Annotated in this window: 19 protein-coding genes; 1 reads left to right on the forward strand and 18 read right to left on the reverse strand. The window is 42.1% G+C overall.

Annotated features, from left to right (window positions below):
• A complete protein-coding gene (locus AM629_RS09440) occupies window positions 1–711 on the forward strand; it encodes a helix-turn-helix domain-containing protein (protein WP_054478339.1) in 711 nt (236 codons plus the stop codon).
• 232 nt (window positions 712–943) lie between these two features.
• On the opposite strand, the gene AM629_RS24545 is transcribed toward AM629_RS09440, so the two are convergent.
• The 18 genes from AM629_RS24545 to mutL form a co-directional block, all read right to left on the reverse strand.
• Entirely contained in the window at window positions 944–1,114 is a 171-nt protein-coding gene (locus AM629_RS24545; RefSeq protein WP_235525437.1) for a hypothetical protein, read from the reverse strand.
• A 331-nt stretch (window positions 1,115–1,445) separates the two neighbouring features.
• Window positions 1,446–3,143 carry a carbamoyltransferase family protein gene (locus tag AM629_RS09445; RefSeq protein WP_054478341.1) on the reverse strand — a complete coding sequence of 566 codons (1,698 nt, stop codon included), beginning with the start codon at window positions 3,141–3,143 and terminating at the stop codon, window positions 1,446–1,448.
• 511 nt (window positions 3,144–3,654) lie between these two features.
• The gene (locus AM629_RS09450; protein ID WP_054478342.1) at window positions 3,655–4,845 is read right to left on the reverse strand and encodes an argininosuccinate synthase; all 1,191 of its coding nucleotides are present in this window, start codon (window positions 4,843–4,845) and stop codon (window positions 3,655–3,657) included.
• Window positions 4,835–5,506, reverse strand: coding sequence for a pyridoxal-phosphate dependent enzyme (locus AM629_RS09455; RefSeq protein WP_235525438.1), 672 nt, complete (start codon window positions 5,504–5,506; stop codon window positions 4,835–4,837). Before AM629_RS09455 ends, AM629_RS09450 begins: the two co-directional genes overlap by 11 nt.
• A 756-nt stretch (window positions 5,507–6,262) precedes the next feature.
• Window positions 6,263–6,715, reverse strand: coding sequence for a 50S ribosomal protein L9 (gene rplI, locus AM629_RS09460; protein ID WP_054478344.1), 453 nt, complete (start codon window positions 6,713–6,715; stop codon window positions 6,263–6,265).
• 38 nt (window positions 6,716–6,753) lie between these two features.
• Window positions 6,754–6,981, reverse strand: a complete 228-nt coding sequence (gene rpsR, locus AM629_RS09465; RefSeq protein WP_000135199.1) for a 30S ribosomal protein S18 — start codon at window positions 6,979–6,981, stop codon at window positions 6,754–6,756.
• 4 nt (window positions 6,982–6,985) lie between these two features.
• Entirely contained in the window at window positions 6,986–7,303 is a 318-nt protein-coding gene (gene priB / locus AM629_RS22115; protein WP_072161856.1) for a primosomal replication protein N, read from the reverse strand.
• A 5-nt stretch (window positions 7,304–7,308) separates the two neighbouring features.
• Complete coding sequence (rpsF, locus tag AM629_RS09475; RefSeq protein ID WP_015836147.1) at window positions 7,309–7,704, reverse strand: 30S ribosomal protein S6; 396 nt, start codon at window positions 7,702–7,704, stop codon at window positions 7,309–7,311.
• A 156-nt stretch (window positions 7,705–7,860) separates the two neighbouring features.
• A complete protein-coding gene (rlmB, locus tag AM629_RS09480) occupies window positions 7,861–8,598 on the reverse strand; it encodes a 23S rRNA (guanosine(2251)-2'-O)-methyltransferase RlmB (RefSeq protein WP_054478347.1) in 738 nt (245 codons plus the stop codon).
• A 116-nt stretch (window positions 8,599–8,714) separates the two neighbouring features.
• Window positions 8,715–11,156: a ribonuclease R gene (gene rnr / locus AM629_RS09485; RefSeq protein WP_054478405.1), complete on the reverse strand. Its 2,442-nt coding sequence runs from the start codon at window positions 11,154–11,156 to the stop codon at window positions 8,715–8,717.
• 47 nt (window positions 11,157–11,203) lie between these two features.
• Complete coding sequence (gene nsrR / locus AM629_RS09490; protein WP_054478350.1) at window positions 11,204–11,629, reverse strand: nitric oxide-sensing transcriptional repressor NsrR; 426 nt, start codon at window positions 11,627–11,629, stop codon at window positions 11,204–11,206.
• A 191-nt stretch (window positions 11,630–11,820) separates the two neighbouring features.
• Window positions 11,821–13,119 carry an adenylosuccinate synthase gene (locus AM629_RS09495; RefSeq protein WP_054478407.1) on the reverse strand — a complete coding sequence of 433 codons (1,299 nt, stop codon included), beginning with the start codon at window positions 13,117–13,119 and terminating at the stop codon, window positions 11,821–11,823.
• A 148-nt stretch (window positions 13,120–13,267) separates the two neighbouring features.
• Window positions 13,268–14,278, reverse strand: a complete 1,011-nt coding sequence (hflC, locus tag AM629_RS09500) for a protease modulator HflC (RefSeq protein ID WP_054478353.1) — start codon at window positions 14,276–14,278, stop codon at window positions 13,268–13,270.
• Window positions 14,279–14,280: 2 nt separating this feature from the next.
• A complete protein-coding gene (hflK, locus tag AM629_RS09505; protein ID WP_054478355.1) occupies window positions 14,281–15,495 on the reverse strand; it encodes an FtsH protease activity modulator HflK in 1,215 nt (404 codons plus the stop codon).
• Between the two features lie 105 nt (window positions 15,496–15,600).
• A complete protein-coding gene (hflX, locus tag AM629_RS09510) occupies window positions 15,601–16,881 on the reverse strand; it encodes a ribosome rescue GTPase HflX (protein WP_054478356.1) in 1,281 nt (426 codons plus the stop codon).
• 97 nt (window positions 16,882–16,978) lie between these two features.
• Window positions 16,979–17,287 (reverse strand): RNA chaperone Hfq, encoded by a 309-nt coding sequence (gene hfq, locus AM629_RS09515; RefSeq protein ID WP_054478358.1) that lies wholly within the window; start codon window positions 17,285–17,287, stop codon window positions 16,979–16,981.
• A gap of 110 nt (window positions 17,288–17,397) precedes the next feature.
• Entirely contained in the window at window positions 17,398–18,339 is a 942-nt protein-coding gene (miaA, locus tag AM629_RS09520; protein WP_054478360.1) for a tRNA (adenosine(37)-N6)-dimethylallyltransferase MiaA, read from the reverse strand.
• Window positions 18,332–20,233 carry a DNA mismatch repair endonuclease MutL gene (gene mutL / locus AM629_RS09525; RefSeq protein WP_054478362.1) on the reverse strand — a complete coding sequence of 634 codons (1,902 nt, stop codon included), beginning with the start codon at window positions 20,231–20,233 and terminating at the stop codon, window positions 18,332–18,334. The genes miaA and mutL overlap by 8 nt, the downstream gene beginning before the upstream one ends.
• Window positions 20,234–20,238 lie beyond the last annotated feature (5 nt).

Raw genomic sequence — 20,238 nt, forward strand, 5'->3', positions numbered from 1 at the left:
ATGAATACTTTATTTAATGAAGCCTTATTGGAAATTCAGAAGACCAAAACCATACCAGAATTAGAAGATAAGGTACTAAATGCTATAAATTATCTTGACTTTGAATTCTACTCAATTTATCAAGAAGAAAAATACCCATTCACGACAAAAAAATATGTTCTAATAACCAATTTAAACACAGAATCCATGGGTGGTTATAATAGAAATGACCATCATGACAGTGATCAACTAATGAATGGTGATTTTATTTTCTCTATCCCTTCAATTTGTAATGATAAAACATCAGAGCATACTGATTTCATGATTAAAAAAACCAATCAAAATGAGATTAGAAACAGTATTTCAATTAAAATCAAAGGCTACCATGGAGAAAGATCAATTTTTTCAGTGTCCAGAAAAGAAGGCGCTATCTCCCACAATGAAATACTTAACAAAGCAGGAATGTTAGGAATATTAGCGAATGAATGCATAAAAACGTTTAATAACTTAAAAAATAAAAAGGATAAGATAATCGTTCCAACACTGTCCACAAGAGAAGTCGAAGTAATAAGATGGACTTGCGAAGGAAAAACATCTGCTGAAATAGCCAATATACTGGATATATCAACAAGAACAGTTAATTTCCACATTAATAATGTTATGGAAAAATTAGTTGTCCCCAACAAAGTTGCTGCGGTTGCCAAAGCAATAGCGTATAACCTGATTATATAATAATTATAACCAAATTGAGGCTCTAATCAGATGGAACTATGAAATATAGTTCGCCAAAATGCTTTGACAACCATCATTAATCTCATTCACCAGGGATTCACATTTGATATATTCATCATTAATATGCACACAAATATAATCACAGAAATCATTATTACTCTTAAGTATTTATTAAGTGTATGAATTCTTATCCAAATTAATTTTCATTGCAATTATTTCATAATCTAAATGATCAACCAAAATTTCCTACAAAAATTTGATTGCCGCCACGCTGCGTAACCGATTGAGCAAAAACAACAGGAATTTTACTTCTACCTTTGACAGCCACGACACCAAGATTTCCCCGACCGCAGTTAGGTTTAATCATCACACCATACGGAACAAAATCATAAAACTCTTCCAACTACTGAACTTCATTAAAGATAAAAATGAAGCACTATTGGTCGAGGTATACACTATACAAGCACAGTAAACATAATAATTTTATGAAAATTCTGTGTATCATTAGTATTACCTCAACCTTATTATCTATCCCATTAAGCTATACCCTTCATCCTTCAAGTTACTGCTTTGTTGGCTGCGTTCACTTACCCCGGTCACAAAGTTATCTATGCTCCCGGGGATTCGTTCCCTTGCCGTCGCGATCCATCTTGAAATCCATAGGGTATAACAAATAATTCTCTAATTAACTGAACCAATTACGCCTGCTGGGATAGACTTTTACCACTAAAAAATTAATGAATAGATTTAATCAAATAATTGCCCAGAACTAAATAATCAATATTTGTTTTCATGAAAGTTTTAATAGCATCATCAGGAGAACAAACGATTGGTTCACTATCGTTATAAGAGGTATTCAGCAACATAGGAACACCTGTTTTCCGATAAAATTCTTCAATCAACTGAGCATAACCTGAATTTGACCCGCTATCTACAACCTGAACTCTAGCAGTACCATCCTCATGAACGACTGCCGGAATTTGCAATGCTTTATCTACTTTAGCATCCATCGCCAACAGCATATATTTTGCAGCTTCAGGTAATTCTTTCCGAACATGGAACCAATCAGCCACATGCTGACGTAGTACGCTAGGCGCAAACGGTCTGAACATTTCACGATGTTTAACTTTACGATTCATCAAATCCCGAATATCTTTATTTCTCGGATCTGCCAACAAACTACGATTACCAAGCGCTCGCGGCCCAAACTCCATTCTCCCCTGGAACCAGCCAACCACATTATTTTCAGCCAATAAACCGGCCACTACTTCATAAATATTCTCTTCATATGTCCACTCCAAACCATAGGCTTTCAAACTACGCTGGTAATCATCTTCACTATATTCAAGCCCCCAATATGTGTGAGTCAAAGGATAACGTTGATTATTTTCAAGAATCTGATGCCAAATAAATAATGCGGCACCTGTAGCAGTCCCTGCATCATGTGCGGCAGGCTGAACAAAGATATCTTCGATATCCAATTCCTCATATAATCGTTTATTCGTTATGCAATTTAATGCAACACCACCCGCAAGACAGAGTTTATTCGTTGCTGTTTCCTGCAAATAATGACGAGCCATATTTAAAACTATCTCATCAGTTATTTGCTGAAGAGATGCAGCAATATCATAGTATTCCTGTGCAACTTCTCCACCAGGCACTCTTTTCTCAATACCAAACAGGGATTCTAATTTAGAAAATTCTTCGATGCGGAAATCAAGAATGGTGTGGTCGATAGTAAACTCGCCTTTCTCACCAATCTTAACTAATTGTCGAAACGCCGGCATAAAACCTTCAGGTTTACCATAAGCGGACATTCCCATCACCTTACAAGCATCGTATACAGAGAAACCCAGAAATTCTGCCAATTTCTCCCACATAAAACCGATTGAATTAGGATATTCAATGGTTTTAATTTTTTTCATGCTATTACCATCGCCCAGATATACCCCTGCGGTATTATCCTCTCCAACACCATCCAGTGATAATGTTAGCGCTTTATCAAATGGCGAAACAAAATAAGCAGATGCCGCATGGGCGGTGTGATGTGGAACCCAATGAAATTGACCACGAAATCCCATTGATTGTAAAATCTCTGGCACTGAAGTGATTTTACGATAGAAAATTGATTCACCTGATTCACTTCCCCAGCTTCCTTCATTCGTTACTTCATCAATGAAGATTGACTTTCTTCGTTCTATCGGATCAATAGAATATCCGATATGGCTCACATCTTCCAAACTAATACCTGCAAAGTTTAATGCAACTTCAATGGAAGCTAATGGTAATTCATCTGGATTATCAATATTTGCTGGTTTACCGTGTTTCCTCCTATTCAATCGCTCCTCTTCAATAGCAAAAATAGTTTCTCCATCTTTTAATAAACAAACTGCTGATTCATGGTAAACAGAATTTATACCTAAAACATACATGGCCTATTATCCTCATAGTTATTTTATCTTGAATATCAAGCAGCACAAGCTACCACCAATCGCTAAGAATTTAATCATATTGCATTTGACGAAATTGTAACCATAACGTTCAACATTTACAGAACAATCATGCATTAGAGTATGTTTACCTATTGAAATGTTATTACATGAAAATAATTATTTGGCATCATATTATGACATTGATATTCTTCGTTCAAATGTTTCAGCAATATAATATTAGTTTTCTTTAGTAAGTATTTCTGGGTAATAAATGACAGTGCACTCATCAATAAATTGAAATTCTATGACCATATAAAAAAACATTATCCTGAATATGCAACTAAGATTTATCCCTCAGCTCTGGATACCCTTTTTTATTTATTACTTCTTTATATGATCCAAGACTATAACCCAATTTTTCCAAATAATCTATAGTACTGACTTTCACCCTAACGATCAGCATACCGGAAACTACTGGCAAAAAATTTGTTATTAAGATTCATCAAAAAATTCATCTCATTTTAGGTTTAGCGCTTTGTTTATTATAGATATTAAATTTCTTTTCAAATACCTCGGTATGATTTTGACTATATAACCCTCCCCGGTTATATATTGCTAGATTATGACCATAAATACGGGTCTTTGAAGTACGAAAGCAAACATTGACATACTTATAACCTAACTCAAGCGTAACCTCACCATTGACATTTTGGTTCATGCTATCAATAAAATGGTTTAAATGAGTTAATAAAGGATTATACCAAAGGCCAGAATAAACTAGTTCACCCCATTTTTTATCGATTATCTCTTTAAACCAATTTTCGTTACAATTACTACAATAGCATTCCAAATCACGGTGAGCGGTAATTAAGATATGTGCAGCAGGTGATTGATAAATTGCACGTGTTTCCAAGCCAACAACACCATCTTCAACAATTTCAAAAATACCAATTGATAGTCTTTTACCAATTTCATTTAATATTTCAATAATTTCATATAATGATTTTTTTTCACCATCAAGTGATATAGGTATACCATTCTCAAAATCTAATGACAAAAATATTGGTTCAGTAGCTGATAGTGCACGCTCAAATAATTTCTCTTTGATATCTTCAGGAAGTAACATTTCTGAATTTTCCAACGGACTACACTCGATACTGAATCCGCCTATATTTTCATGGATAGAATAAGGGTTATTACAATCAGATTCTTGAGGAATACCATACCGCATAGCATAATTATATACGATATTTTCATCGTATTTAAACTCTCTCAATGCAGCAATAGGTATTTTATTCAGAATTTCTATATTCATATCTATTCTGACTTGATCATTACCACTGAATTGATGTGCAATATAATCAATATTAAGATCATTTGCCACTTCAACTGCCGCTTCAGCAATTGCTGATCGGGAAAGTTCAGTACTAAGAAAACAACCATTTTGATAAGTAGCATTCGCTTTTATCGCTTTTGAAATAAAATTTTCAACATATTGTATTCTATAATCTTTATAAATAAATTTATCAGCACCCGCAACCATGCACTCCAATTCAATGTCTTCAATATCCTCAATATCTCTTACTTTACCCTCATCAATATAAAGAGAAATCACCTCTTTAAATTCATACTTAAGACTTCTGATGATAAGAGGATTGTAGCGGCGATTATAATAAATCACCAAAACACTATTAGAATTCATTTAGCGAGTCCCCCTCTCTTATAATAATTTCTTCTAAGCCAGGCTCCATTGTGCTTTGCTGAATTAATTCTGAGAAATTACTTTCAGATAACCAGGCGTTGTTATAAATGGTGTCTATGTAACGTTCCCCACCATCAGGAATAATGACAACAATATTATCTCCAGGATTAAAATCATCTAAAGGATCTAATGCAGCATAAACCGAACACGCTCCCGTTTCTCCAATCAAAATGCCTTCACTTCTAGCTAATTTTTTTGCCTTCCCGAATACATCAATATCTGCAACCTTTAAAGTAAAATCGATGTGATTGATATCGAGAATAGAAGGTGTAAATGGCAGCCCCGCTTCCTGTACCAAAAATTTTCCTTGTTCACCACCGAAAATAATAGATCCAACAGGTTCAACACCATAAATTCGCACTTGTGGGTTTTTCTCTTTCGAATAACGGGAGACCCCAGTAAGCGTTCCACAACCTCCTGCCGTCGTAAAACAAGCTGCCAAATTATCACCAAAGGTTTCACACAACTCACGTCCTGTAGAGTGATAATGTTCATCGGGATTAACCGGATTCTCAAATTGCATGGGACTGAACGCATTTGGATATGTTTTTACAATATTTTTGGCTAAATCTATAATATTTCTACCTGTCTTCATACCCATTTTGTCTCTCATTTTCTGACTAATGTGAAAAATATACAACGATGACAAGGTATTTTTATTCTAAAATAAGCAAAGTACTTTTATGTTTCATTAATAGATTAATTCATCAATGAAATTACCTACTTTAGAAATAATCCCATAAAATAATATCATTCCTATTATAAGTAATTTCATTTATCTACGCTCTTATAAAATAATTAATTAACATAGATAATGATTATAAATTCCCGCCCAGAAGTCTACTGTCAATATTGACAGTTTAGTCTAAAAAACCATATAAGTCTTTAAAATTATTATTGGAATATAAAGATTATTAATTTTCTTATTTCTATATAATTATATAAAAATCGATTATTATAAAGATAATAGTAATAATCATATAAAAAAATATTACTAATTAATCTTATATAATAAGAATATAAATTATATTTTCAAGCAGGTAAATTAGAAAATATCCAGCAATAAATCCCCATATTACAATTGGATTGGTAATACCATATTATTAGAGAAGGGAAAAATCAATTCAATTATTACCCACTAATCAACGGTTTTTTTACTAATACCAAGAAATAAAACGAACTAAAAGGTAAAACAATAGTAGAATACTCTGGAAAAAGCATAGGCAGAATAGCAATCAGATTTAACGGAAACTATCAGAGAAAATCTTATAGCCGAATAAGGTAATATTGAATTGGCAAAACAAAAAACGCCAGCATTGCCAGCGTTTTTTACTTGTTTGCATCCGTTAATTAGATATTAAGCTTCAGCAACAATGTTAACGTTCAGTTTCGCGAATACATCGCTGTGTACCTGGAAGTGAACTTCATGTTCACCAGTGGTACGCAGAACACCATTAGGCAAGCGAACTTCGCTTTTAGATACTTCAATACCTGCCGCAGTAACTGCATCAGCGATATCACGAGTACCAACAGAACCAAACAGTTTACCTTCGTCACCTGCTTTAGAAGCAATAGTAACAGAACCCAGCTCACTGATTTTCTCAGCGCGAGCTTCTGCTGCTGCCAGAACATCAGCCAGTTTAGCTTCTAGTTCAGCGCGGCGAGCTTCGAAGAATTCGATGTTTTTCTTAGTCGCAGGAACAGCTTTTCCCTGTGGTACTAAGTAGTTACGGGCATAGCCCGGTTTAACGTTAACTTGATCACCCAGGCTACCCAGGTTAGCTACTTTATCAAGCAGAATAATTTGCATTACCTTATCCTCTCAGAGTCGTTAATGGACTGTGCCGATTACTGATGACGATCAGTGTAAGGCAACAAAGACAGGTAGCGTGCGCGCTTGATAGCACGAGCGAGCTGACGCTGATATTTTGCACGGGTGCCAGTGATACGGCTTGGTACAATTTTACCACTCTCGGTGATGTAATTTTTCAGCGTAGCGATGTCTTTATAATCAATCTCTTGAACGCCTTCCGCGGTGAAACGGCAGAACTTGCGACGACGGAAATAACGTGCCATTTGGCTAGTCTCCAGAATCTATCAATTCAATCTGCTCGGCATGAAGAACCAGTTTGTTAAGACCATTGCGACCTTGATGGCAACTAATGAATCCTGAAACGGTTAATCGACTGCCGACCGTTATACTGTGAGTTAAAACTTGTAACGCTTGTCCGCTGGCAATGACTGGCATTCTGCACCATGCTTGCCTGCTTAGACCGGCTTCCTGTTGCTGTGAACGATGCTCAAGTACAAACTGGCAATGAGGGATGCCGGCTGGACTGACTTTTCGAATAGGGGCTTTGCACACTATGCCAGAAAGCACCAAACGATTAGTCGTCACAGTTATTACTCTTCAGAATCCCCAGCTTCTTCAGCATCAACGCCGGCGTCTTCCAGAGAGTAATCGCGGCTGCGACGTTCATCTTTGGCTTTAACCATTGGAGATGCTTCAGTTACCGCGTGCTTAACGCGCATAATCATGCTGCGGATAACGGCATCGTTGAAGCGGAAGTTAGTTTCCAGCTCATCAACCGCTTCCTGCGGAGCTTCAACGTTCATCAGAACGTAGTGGGCTTTGTGCAGTTTGTTGATTGGATAAGCCAGTTGACGGCGACCCCAGTCTTCCAGACGGTGAATCTGACCTTGCGCGTTAGTGATAGTCGCACTGTAACGCTCGATCATGCCCGGAACCTGTTCGCTTTGGTCAGGATGGACCATAAAAACGATTTCGTAATGACGCATTAGTATTGCTCCTTACGGATTATTCAGCCTCCTGTCAGGGTCAACCGCGGCCCGTGGAGGCAAGGAACTTGTTTAAGTGCGGCTGAAAAATTGACGCGTAACTATACCCGCCTCGCATAAAAAACTCAAGGAGCGAACAACGCTTTATATTTTTCGTTACTGCGAACTACGCTGACGCATCGCTTCAAACAGGCAAACACCCGTTGCAACAGACACATTAAGGGATGAGACAGAACCCGCCATAGGAATACTAATCAATTCATCACAGTGTTCACGGGTCAAACGGCGCATACCTTCCCCTTCCGCCCCCATCACCAAAGCAATGGGGCCTGTTAGTTTGCTCTGATATAGCGTATGGTCAGCTTCCCCAGCTGTACCAACCACCCAAATATTATGTTCCTGCAACAAACGCAGAGTTCGGGCAAGATTAGTTACACGAACAAGTGGTACGCTCTCCGCAGCGCCACATGCCACCTTTTTCGCCGTAGCATTAAGCTGAGCGGAACGGTCTCGGGGAACAATAACCGCATGCACACCTGCCGCATCAGCACTACGCAAACAAGCGCCCAGATTATGTGGATCTGTCACACCATCAAGCACCAGCAAAAAAGGCGTTTCCACCTGTGCCAGTAAATCTGGTAAGTCATTTTCCTGATATTGACACCCCGACTTCACTTTGGCGATAATCCCCTGATGCACAGCACCTTCCGTTTGATTATCCAGCCACTGACGATTTGCCAATTGGACAACTATCCCAATGTTTTCCAGTTCATTAATCAGAGGCATCAAACGACGATCTTCGCGCCCTTTCAGTACATAAACTTCTATAAAACGCTGAGGATCGCGCTCCAGTAAAGCTTTAACGGCATGAATACCGTAGATAATTTCACTCATAATCTTCTTATTTCACTGTTATACAGTACTGACTGATACTTTGAGCCTATCCATCAGGCTCTCTGTATTCAAGACACTAAAATATTCAGGCTACCTCGGAAGGAATAGCCCTTTGATTACTTCTCTGCACTTTTCTTAGCCCGTTTCGCTTTGAATTTAGAGGCAATTTTTTGTGTTTCGGCTGAAGGTTTTTTCTTATCTTTTTTCTTATTCCCTTTCGGCTTATCCGCAGGTTTCTTTTTACGGAAAGCACCATCAGGTTCAAAGCGAGTCTCTTTGCTATAACCACGCCCTTTCTTACCGTCCCTACGGCCAGGCTCTGCTTTTTTCAGCTTGTCACGCGTTGTTTTACCTGCATTCCGGGCTTTGCGGGTAGTGGAAAGCAATTTAAAATCAATATTACGCTCATCCATATGGACAGCTTCCACTCGGATTTCAACTTCATCCCCCAACCGGTAAGTTTGACCAGAAGATTCACCAATTAAACGCTGCCCCACATTATCAAAGCGATAATAATCATTATGCAGTGTGGAAACATGTACTAAGCCGTCGATAAACAGATCATTCAAGCGAACAAAGAAGCCGAAGCCTGTCACACTGGTGATAATTCCGGTAAAAATATTGCCCACCTGATCCTGCATGAAATCACACTTAAGCCAATCAGCAACATCTCTCGTCGCTTCATCTGCACGGCGCTCAGTCATAGAACAGTGTTCGCCCAGTTGCAGCATATGCTCCACATCGCTATGCCATCCACCGGTTGCTGTTCCGCACTGCTCAACAATACCTTCCTGTTTTGCCAACAGATATTTTATCGCCCGATGCAGTACCAAATCAGGATAGCGTCGGATAGGTGAAGTAAAGTGCGCATAAGAGTTTAATGACAGGCCAAAGTGACCTCGATTTTCCGGGTCATAAATTGCCTGTTTCATTGAACGCAGCAACATGGTTTGCAGTAATTCACGATCGGGACGTTCCGCCACTTGATGCATCAGTTGTGCATAATCCTTCGGCGTTGGCGTCATGCCACCCGGCAAAGTCAATCCCAATTCGCTAAAAACAGAACGCAGGTTAAGAATGCTTTCTTCTCTTGGTCGATCATGAATACGGTAAAGCACCGGTTCTCTGTTTTTCTCTACGAAACGCGCAGCAGCAATATTCGCCAGAATCATGCACTCTTCAATCAGTTTATGCGCGTCATTGCGAACAACTGGTTCAATCCGCTCAATTCGGCGTTCAGCATTAAAGATAAACTTCGCCTCTTCCGATTCAAAAGAGATCGCACCACGCTGCTCCCGGGCACTTTCCAATGCCTGATAAAGTTCATGTAAGTGCTCAATATGCTGAACCAAAGGCTTATATTGCTCACGCAACTCTTCATCTCCCTGCAACATACGCCATACTTTGGTATATGTCAGGCGGGCATGAGAATTCATGACTGCTTCATAAAATTTATAAGATGACAATTTTCCTTGAGCTGAAACTGTCATCTCACACACCATACAAAGACGATCAACCTGTGGGTTCAACGAACAAAGGCCATTGGAAAGCACCTCTGGCAACATAGGAACAACCTGAGACGGGAAGTAAACCGAGTTACTCCGGTTACAGGCTTCTGTATCCAATGCCGTTTGTGGGCGAACATAGTAACTGACATCAGCAATAGCAACCCATAAACGCCAACCACCGCTTCGCTTCCTCTCGCAATAAACGGCGTCATCAAAATCACGAGCATCTTCACCATCAATAGTCACCAATGGTAGAGCACGCAGATCAACACGGTCTTCTTTCGCAGATTCAGGCACCTGTTCATCCAGAGATGCCACCTGATTTTCCACTTGTGGTGGCCAATTGTGTGGAATTTCATGAGTACGCAAGGCAATTTCCACTGCCATATTCGTTCCCATGGTTTCACCCAACACTTCAACAATTTTACCAACCGCTTTTGTGCGGCGCGTTGGGCGTGCAGTTAATTCCACCACGACCACGTTCCCCATACGAGCACCACAACTCTCATCTCTCGGGATCAAGATATCGAAGCTCAAGCGACTGTCATCCGGTACGACAAACCCCATGTCAGAGTCAAGAAAATAACGGCCAACAATCTGACTGGTCTTAGGTACCAATACACGAACAATACGCGCTTCACTGCGCCCTTTACGATCTGAAGGCAATGGCTGCGCCAATACGACATCACCATGAATAGCCATTTTCAACTGCTCAGCAGAAAGATAAAAATCGTCTTTGTATCCTTCCACCCTCAGGAAACCATAACCATCCCTGTGACCAATAACGCTACCTTTTAATAAATCCAGTCTTTCTGGCAAGGCGTAACATTGACGGCGGGTGAAAACCAGTTGACCATCACGTTCCATTGCCCGCAAACGGCGACGTAATGCTTCAAGATCCTCATCATTGGTCAGATTCAGCTCTTGTGCCAGTTCCTGGCGACTTACAGGTACAGCACATTTAGAGATAATGTCTAAGATGTACTCACGGCTTGGAATAGGCGATTCATATTTTTCCGCTTCTCGTTTCTGAAAAGGATCTTGTGACATGGTAGTTGTTCCTCCGTTGTCATCAGCAAGCTGCTTACGCCATTTCTTCATTCGGTCAGAAGCAGCTTATAAAGGGGGATATTGCCTTCAACCATATCAGCTAAAGTATGCTTATCCAGTTCTTCTAAAAACTTCTCTATTGCCTGATTTAATACCATCTTCAGACGACATGCAGACGTAATATGGCAAGATTCCTGGCTACAGTTAACCAATGACAATGGTTCTAGCGCACGAACTACATCACCAATTCTGATATCTTTTGCCGGTTTACCCAGACGAATGCCGCCGTTTTTACCACGGACAGCATCCACTAATCCTAAATGGCTCAATTGGTTAATGATCTTTACCATGTGGTTACGAGAAACACCATAAACATCAGTAACTTCAGAAATACTGGTCATCTGGCTTTGCGGTAAAGCAGCCATATAAATTAGCGCGCGCAAGCCATAATCTGTAAAACTCGTTAACTGCACATCAACCTCTGGATAATGAGATATAAGTTAATATATCCGAGAACAAACTGAAAAAATAAGTATTTGTTCAAATTATATACCATGAATTGGCCAAAATTCTGTTGATCTTCTGGTAGTTAAGCAAAAAAGGCCATAATAAATAGCAAAAAACCGGGCTGAAAAGCCCGGCTTTACCTAATTATCTCACATAATCAGGCATCAAACGGATCACGCAGAATCATTGTCTCTGAACGATCTGGACCTGTAGAAATAATATCAACAGGAACACCAGTAAGCTCTTCTACACGTTTGATATAGTCCAACGCTGCCAGAGGCAATTTGCTATGCTCTTTCACACCGAAAGTACTTTCGTCCCAGCCAGGCATTGTCTCATAAACGGGTTCAATACCTTCCCAATCATCTGCTGCCAAAGGGGTCGTTTCAACCACTCGGCCATCAGGCATACGGTAGCCAACACAAATTTTTACTTCTTTTAAGCCATCCAGCACGTCTAACTTGGTCATACAGAAACCTGACAGCGAGTTGATCTGTACCGCACGGCGGATAGCAATGATGTCCAGCCAACCGGTACGACGGCTACGGCCAGTAGTCGCACCAAACTCTTGACCCTTTTCACGCAGGTAGTTGCCAGTTTCATCAAACAACTCCGTTGGGAATGGGCCAGCACCTACACGGGTAGAATAAGCCTTAATGATCCCCAGAACATAATCAACATAGCATGGACCTAAACCGGAACCTGTTGCAACGCCACCAGCCGTAGTGTTGGAAGAGGTCACGTATGGATAGGTACCGTGGTCGATATCCAACAAAGTGCCTTGTGCTCCTTCGAACATAATCAATTCACCTTTCTGAGTTGCTTTGTACAGCAGGTCAGAAACGTCAACGACCATACTCGTCAGGATATCGGCAACAGCCATGATTTCGTCAAGAGTTTTTTGGTAATCAACCGCAGGTTCTTTGTAATAATGAACCAGTTGAAAGTTGTGATATTCGATAATTTCTTTTAGTTTAGCTGCGAATGCTTCTTTATCAAACAAGTCACCAACACGTAAGCCGCGACGTGCAACTTTGTCTTCATACGCAGGACCGATACCACGACCAGTCGTACCAATAGCTTTCGCACCACGGGCTTTCTCGCGGGCATTATCTAATGCAACATGGTATGGAAGAATAAGCGGACAAGCTTCTGAAATAAGCAGACGTTCGCGAACAGGAACACCACGGGACTCTAATGCGTTCATCTCTTTCATCAGTGCATCAGGCGCTAACACGACCCCGTTTGCAATGATGCTAATAACATTTTCACGCAAGATCCCGGATGGGATTAAGTGGAGAACGGTTTTTTCACCGTTAATAACCAGTGTATGACCAGCATTATGGCCACCTTGATAACGAACAACATACTTAGCTCGTTCAGTCAGCAAGTCGACGATCTTGCCCTTGCCCTCGTCACCCCATTGGGTGCCCAATACGACAACGTTCTTACCCATTTCAAAATTCACTCGGTTGCTTAAAAATGGATTCTAACATCTCATTCCACACCTTTCAGTAATTTTTATCACATCGGTTATCTTTGTTAACCACCTGACATGACAAGGCCCGCCTAATGCGGGCCTTACTTATAGATTCAAAAATCTATCAGCGCTGAACTGCACGTTTTTCAGGTGCCTTCATATAACGGAAGAAATCAGTATCTGGACTTAACACCAGAACATCTTTTCCATCTTCACTGAAGCTTTTCTCGTAAGCACGTAAGCTACGGATAAAAGCATAGAAATCCGGGTCCTGACTGAATGCATCAGCAAACAGTTTAGCCGCCTCTGCATCACCGGAACCACGCAAAGTACGGGCTTCACGCTCCGCTTTTGCCAACGTTTCGGTGACCTGCTTATCCGCTGCTGCGCGCAATTTCTCTGCTTCTTCCAGGCCCTGAGAGCGATGACGACGAGCTACCGCTTCACGTTCCGCACGCATACGCTGGAAAATAGCTTCTGAAACTTCTAACGGCAGGTTGATCTGCTTGATTCGCACATCAACAACCTCAATACCCAGAGCTGCCATACTGTTCGGATTAATAGCCGATTGTTTACCCGCCGTTTCTTTCTCTACTCGAGCTACAGCAGATGCGATAGCATCATCCGCTTCACTGGTCGTTGCTACTTCACTGTCAGTGGTACCTTTATTCAACGCATCACGAACATCGGTAGTCAATTTGCCACGTGAATCAGTAACAATACCGCGAACATCCAAACGACCAATTTCAGAACGTAAACGGTCACTGAACTTACGTTTCAGCAAAACTTCAGCCTGAGAAATATCACCATTACCAGTAGCCAGATAATAACGGCTAAAATCGATAATGCGCCATTTCAGGTAAGAATCGACAATCAAGTCTTTGTTTTCACTGGTCAGGAACCGATCCGCCTGAATATCCATAGTTTGAATACGGGCATCAAGGGTTTTCACTGTTTCAATGAATGGCACTTTAAAATGAAAACCAGGTTCATACACAATCGGTTTATTTTCCGCATCACGGACAACCTTACTAAAACGTAGAACAATACCGCGCTGTCCTTCATGCACGACAAACACTGAGGTATATAAAACTACCAGTACAGCGACAATAATAACAATGAATGGCTTACGCATGATTATTGTCTCCCTACTCTAACAGTGTCATTACGCAGATTATCTGTCCGGTTCGAACTTAACGGTATTGTCGGACGAGTAACTCGTGGGCTGAGACCTGCTGAATTACCTGGCTGGCTTTCCACGCCCGTTTTACCTTTACCGCTGGCTGTATCGCTGCGGAACATTTGATCCAATGGCAGGACCATCAGATTATTATTATTCTCACTAGCAATAACCTTACGAGTATGACTCAGCACCTTTTCCATAGTCTCAATGTACAGACGCTCACGAGTAATTTCTGGGGCTGCTTTATATTCAGGCAACATTTTGGCAAAACTTGCTACCTCACCCTGTGCCTCCAATACCACTCGAGCTTTATAAGCTTTAGCATCTTCAATTAGCCGCTGAGCCTGACCATTTGCACGTGGCTGAACTTCATTAGCGTAAGCTTCCGCTTCACGAATGTATTGCTGTTCGTTTTCACGGGCGGCAATCGCATCGTCAAATGAAGCTTTTACTTCCTCTGGTGGACGGGCAGTCTGGAAGTTAACATCCAACAGAGTAATACCCATGTTGTATGGACGAATAGTTTCTTCCAGTACCCGTTGGGTATCGCTACGTACAATAGTACGACCTTCAGTCAGAATTTTATCCATGGTGTATTTACCTATCACACCACGCACTGCGCTGTCTGTTGCCTGACGCAAGCTGTTATCAGGGCTTGTTACGCTATAGAGATAAGCAGCTGGATTAGTCACACGGTATTGAACGTTCATTTCTACACGAACAACGTTCTCATCAGAAGTCAGCATCACACCAGATGCCGCCAGCTCACGAACAGACTCTACGTTAACTGGAACAACTTCATCAATGAACGTTGGTTTCCAGTTCAGACCTGGCTGCACAATATGGCTCAATTTGCCCAAACGGGTAACAACGCCACGTTCTGTTTCTTTAATCGTATAGAAACCACTAGCGGCCCAAATAACGACTATAGCAACAGCAGCAAGGCTCATAATACGCCCGCCAAATTTTGTTCCTTGGTCAGAACCATTACCGCCCTTATTCCCACCGAAACCACCAAGTTTACTACTCAGCTTACGGAACAGATCGTCGAGATCAGATGCCCCACGGTTTCGACCACCTTTGTTCCCGCCAGAGTTGCCGCTATTATTATTGCTGCTCCCCCACGGGTCGCGGTCCTGTCCGTTGTTCCCGGGCTGATTCCACGCCATGTTTTAGCTCCATTCTTTTATGATTGGTTTTTCAGGCTAAGAGCTGCTTGTAAACAAGCTAACTCTCAATCACACAAGTTTTCTGATATTCATCTGCCAGACAAATCAGACGATGTAATCAAGCAAATCCTGTTCTTGTTTGCACAGACGGCGCCAGTCAACAATCGGCATTCTCACTTCGATACCAACTTTGCCGTCCTCTTCTATCCACTCTTTCTCTATTGCCTGAAGTTGATAGAAGCGGCTGCGTAAACGGCCCGCCTCTGGCGGCAAGCGCAATTCGTAGTGTGCGATTTCACCCGAAAGGCGCTCCGTCAACGCTTGTAACAACAACGGGATACCTTCACCGGTTTGCGCAGACAACCAAACTCTGACCGGTAAGTTATCTTCGTTGCGATCAATACGCGGTGTAAAATCTCCCAACATATCAATCTTATTCATCACCAGCAGTACCGGAATTTCATGAGCGTCTATCTCTTCCAGTACGCTGTCAACTGCGGCAATATTTTCGTCTATACGACTATCCGCAGCATCAACGACATGCAGCAATAATGTTGCCTGCCGGGTTTCCTGCAATGTGGCTTTAAATGCCGCAACCAGATCATGAGGCAAATGACGGATAAAACCAACAGTATCAGCCAACACAGCAGTGCCAACATCATCAACTTCAATCCGCCGCAGCGTTGGGTCCAGAGTAGCAAATAATTGATCAGCCGCATAAACTTCAGCGGAAGTCATACGGTTAAACAAGCTCGATTTACCGGCATTGGTATATCCCACCAGTGAAATCGTCGGTATATCCGCTTTATTCCGCGCCTGACGCCCCTGCTCTCGCTGTTTCTCAACCCGGTTGAGACGGCTCAAAATCTGGCGAATTTTATCCCGCAATAAACGCCTATCCGTCTCAAGCTGAGTTTCCCCAGGCCCTCTTAGGCCAATCCCACCTTTCTGGCGTTCAAGGTGAGTCCATCCCCGAATAAGACGGGTAGAAAGATGGCGTAACTGCGCCAATTCTACCTGTAACTTCCCTTCGTGAGTCCGTGCCCGCTGGGCAAAAATATCTAGAATCACGCCGGTACGGTCGATCACCCGACATTGACAGAGCCGTTCAAGATTGCGCTCCTGTGCAGGACTGAGTGCATGATTAAACAACACAACATCAGCACCACTGGCCTGTACAGCCTCAGCAATCTCCTCAGCCTTACCTTCTCCGACAAAATATTTCGGATGAGGGGCTTTTCTACTCCCCGTGACAATCTGTACAGGAACTACACCAGCAGAAGTTACCAGTGATTCAAACTCACTGAGATTATCGGTGTCTTTATCCTGCGAGAAGAACACATGCACCACAACGGCTTGTTCACCGCCTTCATAACGCTCAAACAAAGGTGCGACCTCTCAGGCTGAGTCAAAAATTACAGGAAAAAACATAGGTAAAACCTCCCTACCTATGTTTTTCTTCATTCAGTCACTATTCTCAAGCTTATTCAGCGCCATCACTGTCCTGTTGTGCGGCTGGAGCTGAGGCTCCCCCGGAGTGATAATTACCTACACTGGCCCCTACACCTGTATTGCTACTGTGATGAGAAACCGGACGAGAAGGTACAACAGTAGAGATGGCATGTTTATAAACCATCTGGCTAACCGTATTTTTCAGTAAAATGACAAACTGGTCAAAAGATTCAATCTGACCCTGCAATTTGATGCCGTTGACCAAATAAATAGAAACCGGGACCCTTTCACGCCGTAATGCGTTCAGGAACGGATCTTGCAAAGATTGCCCCTTAGCCATTCTATATTTTCCTTATTTTGTTGTTTTTAACTAAGAACCTGGAGGTTCGAAAAAATGAACTACTCAAAAATTGCGCTTTGGTACTCATCAATTGTACACAATCAATAAACCTATGCACTAACAACCTGCATTACTGTGCTTAAAGCCTGTTCAGGTTGGGAACTATCCAACCAATGAACCGACTTCCAACCTCTGAGCCAAGTTATTTGACGCTTTGCCAACTGGCGCGTCGCACAAATACCGCGATAAACCATTTCATCATAGTCAATCTCGCCGGAAAGGTAGGACCACATCTGGCGATAACCAACACAACGAATAGAAGGTAAGTCCACATGCAGATCATTACGAGCATAAAGTGCTTTAGCTTCTTCTTCAAACCCTGATTCAAGCATTTGATGAAAACGCGCTTCAATACGTTGATGAAGGATCTCACGCTTTGCGGGAGCAATAGCAAATTGATGGACACGATAAGGAAGCTCTTCACCTGACAATTTAGTCAGTTCAGTAAGCGTTTTACCTGAAATAAGAAAAACTTCCAACGCCCGGGAAAGTCTTTGCGGATCATTCGGATGAATTCTTAATGCAGCCACAGGATCAATCTTCTGTAATTGTTGATGTAATATATCCCATCCTTGTTCTACCGCCTGTTGTTCTATCTGCGCCCGAATAACCGGATCAGCAGAAGGCAACGGTGATAAACCTTCAAGTAATGCTTTGAAATAGAGCATAGTTCCACCAACCAATAGAGGAATACGGCCGGAAGCTGTAATTTCTGCCATTTCTCTCAACGCGTCACGACGGAAATCAGCCGCAGAATAGGGTTGAGAAGGGTCCAAAATATCGATCAAACGATGAGGTGCCAATGTTTGCTCTTCCGCTGTCGGTTTAGCCGTGCCGATATTCATTCCATGATAAATCAGCGCAGAATCAACACTGATAAGTTCCACAGGAAGATGCTGGCGTAAAGCAATAGATAAGGCTGTTTTGCCAGAAGCCGTCGGGCCCATAACAAAGATTGCCGTCGGCAAATGTTGAGTTTTCTGATCACTCATGAGTAAGGGATGCCACCACTGCTTGTAAATCAATTAATTGTAATAACCCACCTGGCGGAGATTTCACCAGTTGTGGGCAAAGCCGCTCAACATCAGCCAACAACTGTACTGCCTGAGCAACATTCCACGTTTCATGCTCACTACCAATATGGCAAGCAAGCCAAGTTACAACCTGTTCTGCCGATACTGATGGCTGCTGTGCCAAGTAACCCAGCAACTGAGGAATTAATTTAGGCAAATTTTGCTGACGCAATGGTAACGATACCGCACGTAGTGTTGCTTTTCCATGAGATACAGATGCTTCAACACCAAAAGAGCCTAATAAGTCACTATAACGATTTAAAGCACCAGCTTCTTCTTTACTGAGAGAAAGTTTTAGCGGTATCAAAAGTGGCTGTGATTTCAGTCCTTGCTCCGTTGGTGTTAACTGTACTTGTTTTAACCAACGTTCAGCAACTGGTAAGGATAACAAGCCAATGCCTAATGGAGATTCAATCAGAGCATAACATGGCGGATATATGCTTAACACTTTACCAAAACTATGGCTGTTATTTCTAACCGAAACAGGAGCAGAAGTCACCTTTTCCGCCATAACAGGAACGGTTCTTGCCGGAAACAACTCTCTTTTCTCTTCAGTCTCCGGTGCAGATTGCATCATCTTTTGATACAACTCACCCTGACGTTTCTGATAAACGTTCCCATGATACTGGTAGTTTTCACCACTACGAGAAAAACCCGAGCTCCCCTTACCTGACGGAGCTTCTTTTGGTAATGAAGTTGCCACAGATGCAGCGTTATTCTGCCGGGAAAAATGATTTTCTCCCGCTGATGGGCGGTTTTCCGGCTCCCAAACCGGTGCAGGCTCACAGCATGCCATATCCAGTTCAGCACTGCCGCTGCGTTGTTTTAATACGGCTGTCACACCCTGATAAATAAAATCATGTACCAAACGGGCTTGATGGAAACGAACTTCATGCTTTGCCGGATGCACATTAACATCCACCTGATGCGGATCAACTTCCAGATACAAAACATAAGCCGGCTGTTGTTCTCCCCGTATAAAATCTTGATAAGCTTGGCGAATAGCATGATTGATCAAGCGATCACGCATCATGCGTCCATTCACATAACAGTACTGAATATCTCCACTCGCAGTAGCATTCATTGGGTCAGCAACCCACCCTTTGATAGATAAATCTCCGTGTTGCCACGAAAGAGAAAGCGCCTGCTGCATAAAAGCGGTACCACAAATAGAAGCCAACCGCCGTTCATGCTGGGATTCATCTTTTGCTGGCCGGTACTGGCGAACCAGTTTGCCGTTATGATGCAGATTGACTGATACATCCAGACGTGCCAACGCAATACGTCTGATAACTTCGTCAATATGACCAAATTCCGTTTTCTCTGTTCGAAGGAATTTGCGTCGTGCCGGTGTGTTATAAAACAAATCCAACACTTCGACAGTACTGCCCACCGGATGCGCAGCCGGCTTCACAGCCACTTCCATATCCCGCCCTTCAGCGTATGCTTGCCAGGCTTCATTCTGTTCTTCTGTACGAGAAGTTAATGTCAAACGCGATACTGAGCTGATACTGGCCAGCGCCTCTCCACGAAATCCCATACTAATAATAGCTTCCAGATCATCCAGTGTTGCAATCTTACTGGTGGCATGACGAGCCAGAGCCAGAGCAAGATCCTGGTGATTAATTCCACAGCCATTATCACGGACACGAATAAGCTTTACTCCACCGCGCTCAATTTCAATATCAATGCGGCTAGCTCCAGCATCAAGGCTATTCTCCACCAACTCTTTTACTACTGATGCAGGACGTTCTACTACTTCTCCTGCAGCAATTTGGTTTGCTAATTGAGGAGGTAAGATCTTGATCGCCATATTTT

It is taken from the genome of Photorhabdus heterorhabditis (genome assembly GCF_001280945.1).
In the GTDB taxonomy this organism is placed as follows: domain Bacteria; phylum Pseudomonadota; class Gammaproteobacteria; order Enterobacterales; family Enterobacteriaceae; genus Photorhabdus; species Photorhabdus heterorhabditis.

What these genes read in the sequence shown, in the direction of transcription:
- AM629_RS09440 (WP_054478339.1), top strand. Translation starts at nt 1, where the DNA reads ATGAATACTTTATTTAATGAAGCCTTATTGGAAATTCAGAAGACCAAA.
- AM629_RS09445 (WP_054478341.1), bottom strand. Translation starts at nt 3,143, where the DNA reads ATGTATGTTTTAGGTATAAATTCTGTTTACCATGAATCAGCAGTTTGT.
- AM629_RS09450 (WP_054478342.1), bottom strand. Translation starts at nt 4,845, where the DNA reads ATGAATTCTAATAGTGTTTTGGTGATTTATTATAATCGCCGCTACAAT.
- AM629_RS09455 (WP_235525438.1), bottom strand. Translation starts at nt 5,506, where the DNA reads ATGGGTATGAAGACAGGTAGAAATATTATAGATTTAGCCAAAAATATT.
- rplI (WP_054478344.1), bottom strand. Translation starts at nt 6,715, where the DNA reads ATGCAAATTATTCTGCTTGATAAAGTAGCTAACCTGGGTAGCCTGGGT.
- rpsR (WP_000135199.1), bottom strand. Translation starts at nt 6,981, where the DNA reads ATGGCACGTTATTTCCGTCGTCGCAAGTTCTGCCGTTTCACCGCGGAA.
- rpsF (WP_015836147.1), bottom strand. Translation starts at nt 7,704, where the DNA reads ATGCGTCATTACGAAATCGTTTTTATGGTCCATCCTGACCAAAGCGAA.
- rlmB (WP_054478347.1), bottom strand. Translation starts at nt 8,598, where the DNA reads ATGAGTGAAATTATCTACGGTATTCATGCCGTTAAAGCTTTACTGGAG.
- rnr (WP_054478405.1), bottom strand. Translation starts at nt 11,156, where the DNA reads ATGTCACAAGATCCTTTTCAGAAACGAGAAGCGGAAAAATATGAATCG.
- AM629_RS09495 (WP_054478407.1), bottom strand. Translation starts at nt 13,119, where the DNA reads ATGGGTAAGAACGTTGTCGTATTGGGCACCCAATGGGGTGACGAGGGC.
- hflC (WP_054478353.1), bottom strand. Translation starts at nt 14,278, where the DNA reads ATGCGTAAGCCATTCATTGTTATTATTGTCGCTGTACTGGTAGTTTTA.
- hflK (WP_054478355.1), bottom strand. Translation starts at nt 15,495, where the DNA reads ATGGCGTGGAATCAGCCCGGGAACAACGGACAGGACCGCGACCCGTGG.
- hfq (WP_054478358.1), bottom strand. Translation starts at nt 17,287, where the DNA reads ATGGCTAAGGGGCAATCTTTGCAAGATCCGTTCCTGAACGCATTACGG.
- miaA (WP_054478360.1), bottom strand. Translation starts at nt 18,339, where the DNA reads ATGAGTGATCAGAAAACTCAACATTTGCCGACGGCAATCTTTGTTATG.
- mutL (WP_054478362.1), bottom strand. Translation starts at nt 20,233, where the DNA reads ATGGCGATCAAGATCTTACCTCCTCAATTAGCAAACCAAATTGCTGCA.